The organism is Vibrio sp. 1580 (assembly GCF_033340055.1).
Genome location: NZ_JAWOVT010000268.1, coordinates 1 through 715, shown reverse-complemented (window position 1 = coordinate 715; position 715 = coordinate 1). Strand labels below are relative to the sequence as shown.

Below are 715 nucleotides of genomic sequence, written 5' to 3'. Positions count from 1 at the left end.
ACAAGACGTAACTGACGTTAATGGCGAGCCTATTGGCACCTCTTCAAGCTACGCGGTGGCAAAGAGCAAACAAGTTAAGTACGAATCAGGCGATCTTGCATCCGTACAAGCGGTAACAGAAGCTGTCGAAGGCATTTTTGGTCTAGCGCAAGTCAACCCAGCTGATATTGTCTACTCATCATGGTTCAGCACTCAATCTGTAGGTGACACGTTAGCGGCTGTTAAAGGTGTTACTGCGACAGGTTTTGCTACTGGCGCGAACACGCTAAATACCATTTACAAAAATGATACTAACGAGAATGCTGTCGACCTTGCTACTGCGTACACAATGGTGCTTGGTGAGACACAAGACTTTATGACAGCGTTAGATTCGGACAGTGACTTTAATAAATACGTCAGTGACTTAGATGCAGCGAAAACCGCGATTAAAGGTCTTTACGTGCAATCTGGCGCGAGTGTGAATGTTACTCAGGGTCAAGTAAGACTGCCACACTACCTTGAAAAAGGCGCAAACTGGAACATGCAACCGATGGTGTCTGCGATGCCAAGCCTAGCGAAGCTAAACGCAGCACTTACCGATCCAGCAGAACAAGCGAACATGGTTCAGCAACTTTCTTCTGGCGTTTTCGCAAGCTCTCCTGTAGACGTTAGCAAGCTGGCAACAGATCCTACAGAGCAGCTAAAACTGGTAGGCTCGAAACTGTACTTAAACGAC

At 47.0% G+C, this 715-nt stretch carries 1 pseudogene; it reads left to right on the top strand.

The features are described from left to right. Window positions 1-715 (top strand): annotated as a pseudogene (locus R7093_RS25435) (lipase); the annotation flags it as partial.